Source organism: Pedobacter sp. 01N416 (genome assembly GCF_056399685.1).
This window is the reverse complement of sequence record NZ_JBFTRT010000572.1, coordinates 1-3188: the sequence shown is the minus strand read 5'-3', so window position 1 is coordinate 3188 and position 3188 is coordinate 1. Positions and strand designations below refer to the sequence as shown.

3 protein-coding genes and 1 pseudogene are annotated in these 3188 nt (G+C 37.2%); 3 read left to right on the top strand and 1 reads right to left on the bottom strand.

The window, feature by feature from the left end:
- From AC1DND_RS23845 to AC1DND_RS23835, 3 genes and pseudogenes are all read left to right on the top strand, one after another.
- Positions 1–397 (top strand): annotated as a pseudogene (locus AC1DND_RS23845) (CehA/McbA family metallohydrolase); the annotation flags it as partial.
- Between the two features lie 312 nt (positions 398–709).
- Positions 710–1585 (top strand): hypothetical protein, encoded by an 876-nt coding sequence (locus tag AC1DND_RS23840; protein WP_477585061.1) that lies wholly within the window; start codon positions 710–712, stop codon positions 1583–1585.
- Complete coding sequence (locus AC1DND_RS23835) at positions 1585–2079, top strand: S41 family peptidase (protein WP_477585060.1); 495 nt, start codon at positions 1585–1587, stop codon at positions 2077–2079. The genes AC1DND_RS23840 and AC1DND_RS23835 overlap by 1 nt, the downstream gene beginning before the upstream one ends.
- A 327-nt stretch (positions 2080–2406) precedes the next feature.
- On the opposite strand, the gene AC1DND_RS23830 is transcribed toward AC1DND_RS23835, so the two are convergent.
- Positions 2407–2841, bottom strand: coding sequence for a VOC family protein (locus tag AC1DND_RS23830; RefSeq protein WP_477585059.1), 435 nt, complete (start codon positions 2839–2841; stop codon positions 2407–2409).
- Between the last annotated feature and the right edge of the window lie 347 nt (positions 2842–3188).

Genomic DNA, 3188 nt, shown 5'->3' with positions numbered 1-3188 from the left:
GGTTTCGGTGAGTTCAAATCCTTTTGCACCAAGAGTAGAATTTTATGCAGATGAAGATGAAGATGGGAAATTTGAAATGATGATGGGCGACAATGCCATCTCGAAAGGTAAACCTGTAAAATTTTTGGTTCAATTAATTGATAATACTTTGCCTGATGCAGATTACACCATTACCATCATTAAAAATGGGAAGAAATTGAATACTTACCACGCTAAAGGCGAAATACCAATGGTTCAATTTGAAGATACACCAGAAACAAAAGGGAGAAGCTATTATCGGGTAACTGTTGAAGGCGTAAATACACCTTATCCGCAAGTGCCAAAATCTATGGCTTTAAGTGAAAATATGGTTGCTTTATCAAATCCGATTTATTTTAACTTCGACCCAAAATTTTAGTTTTTTTTTAAAAAAATTATTAAAAAGTCAATCTAAAATCTGTCAAAAGCAGGGATGCATTAAACGTTAAACATGCAATTATATTAAGTCAATTGAAGAATCTGCTAATAAAAACATAAGGATTCTTCAAGATACAACCATCAATCTTTCAACACAATAAAAGCTGTCTGACCAAGTCTAACCTTGCATTATAATATACCTGCCCTGCCAATCATAAATTTAATGCAATTTTGATTATGCTATTAAATCGGGAGTCAGACTATCAAAAAAACTGATAACTTTAATATATTAGTGTTCAATCAAATTAATGTGATGAAAAGACTATGTATCCTCCTTATTACCCCCATTTTTCCCTTTTTACTTATAGCACAACAGATACCCTGTAACTGCCTGCAGAATTTAAATGAGGCAATTGTTAAAACTGAGCTCAACTATGCCGGATTTCCGCAAAAAGTATATGCTAAGACAAAACCGTCCTATGAAAATCTGGTAACCAGTCTCCGTGCAAAGGCAAAAAATGAAAGCAATCCTAAAAGCTGCTATTATCTTATTAAAGATTATGTTCGTTTTTTTGCAGACAAACATTTTTCATTGACATACCTCAACAAAGAGGATTACGAAAAAGAGACCATAACTCTGGACGAATCTTATTTTAAAACACTGAAACCGGGTACTGGCACTGAAGGCATTTGGATAAACGCGGACAGTTCAATTAGGTTGGGCATAAAAAAATTTCCGGGCAATGAATACAAAGCCATTGTACTTAGTGCAAAAGATAGCATGCTCCATAAGGGGCTTGTCTATTTTACAGTAAAACCACATCAAAAAGGCTATCTGCTAAATCAGTACAATGTATTTAACAGTGTAGATTTCTATGCCCAGCAAAGAGGCAACCTGTTGCAGCTGTGGAATTTTTCACTTTTTGGAAGGGTTTTTCCCAATGAAATGACTGCCAAAGAAAAAAAGGAGTTAGGTACATGGAAAAACAGCAACAATGGACTCGATTATTATCAATTGGACACGGAAACCAGCTATATCAAAATCCCGACTTTCTTTAATAACGACAGTAAAATCGAGAAATTAGTTGCAGCCCATGATAAAGCCATCAGAAATAGTAAGTACCTGATCATAGATCTGCGTGGAAACGGAGGGGCAACTCCGGTTGGAGCTTTCTCCTACCCTACGTGATGACCAACCCCATCAAACAGGACAGCCCCCTACTTCGCATTTCCCAGGACAATGTCCGGCTCAAAAGATCAGAGCTTGAGTATTTCGTCAAAAATCCAGTACCTGTAGATCTAAAAAAATACTATCCTGATCAATATGTAGCTAACCTCAAAAAAATCGACGAAGAACTCCCATCTGCCGAGGATACGTTTTATCAGATCCCTGGATTGACAATCCCTCTTGATTCTGTTCTTGGCAGTCCTGCTAAAGTTGCACTAATTACCGATGAACTTTGCGGTAGCTCTACAGAATACTTTTTTCATTTAATGAAACAAAGCAAAAAGACAACACGATACGGTAGGAATAGTGTAGGCATGATGGATTACGAAGGGCCAACATCACAAACGCCGCTTCCGTGCAAAATGCTGATACTTATGATGCCAGTATCAAAATCGAGCTGGGCCGATAAAAAGCCTATTGATGCAACCGGATTCAGTCCTGATGTTAAGCCTTAACATACCAGCCGATCAGTGGGTTGAATACATTATCAAAGACCTCAAAAGGAAAAACTGAATTAAGATGAACAACCCTTTTTCACAATTTCCTTTAAGGAGGTTTTAAGCTTTGCGATTTTTTTCGCAAGTAACCCCGTCTTTCCTGAAGTCGTGTGATTAATTTTAAATACGGCATCGATGAAAAAATCATTTCAACCGGATACCTCTTTTAAAATTCTGTTTTTTAGATACTTGATTTAAAAAGAGGCTATCTCAAAAAAGAGTAGCCTCTTTGCCTGGGTGTTACCGTTATTACATACTGTACGCCAGTGATAAGACAGGTTAAGCCTACCCGTTATACCCCGGGTCGAACTCTACAATCCATTCAATACCATATTTATCCCTAAACATTCCGGCATAGGTACCCCATGGACTATCACCAATTGGTCCTTCCACTTCTCCACCTGTCGATAATCCGTTAAATATTTTATCTGCTTCTTCACGGCTTTCGGCATTCACGTATATTTTAGACCGGTTTTCATTTTCGCTTACCCGTCCTAAAAATCCGGGAACATCGTTGGCTATTAACACGTTGTTTTTGCCAAGCGGCAAGCCGATGTACATTATTTTATTTGCCTCCTCTTCGGCTACCTGAAAATCGGGGCCTGATAAGTCTTTAAAACGGGTGATTTTAGTAAACTCGCCGCCAAAAACTGATTTGTAAAAAATGAAGGCTTCTTCGGCATTGCCATTGAAGTTGATCCAGGGATTAATTGCTCTCATGATTTTTTATTTTTAGGTTTTGTTTCTAAACAAATTGCATAGGACTACACATCCTTTTAAGGTCTGTCATTCTAAATTGGGTATATAAGCCTCGAAGGATCAGAAATCAGCTTCATATAACCAGACATTATCGTATCTAAACCCATTTGTAGTGTTATATTTTTACAACTAAAATAATTAATTGAATTTCAGATATTATGGATCAATACCAAAAGTTGTGGAGTAGTCATTTTTAAGCATACAATTGAGTTAGCCTGTATAGGAAAAACTTTACGCATTTCACGCCACGAAATTGGGATCTAAACGCTTTAATCTTTGCATTGAATGATTCGGCAGAAGCATTGGTC

Coding starts and splice junctions, on each gene's coding strand:
- AC1DND_RS23835 (WP_477585060.1), top strand. CDS start 1,585: ATGACCAACCCCATCAAACAGGACAGCCCCCTACTTCGCATTTCCCAG.
- AC1DND_RS23830 (WP_477585059.1), bottom strand. CDS start 2,841: ATGAGAGCAATTAATCCCTGGATCAACTTCAATGGCAATGCCGAAGAA.
- AC1DND_RS23840 (WP_477585061.1), top strand. CDS start 710: ATGAAAAGACTATGTATCCTCCTTATTACCCCCATTTTTCCCTTTTTA.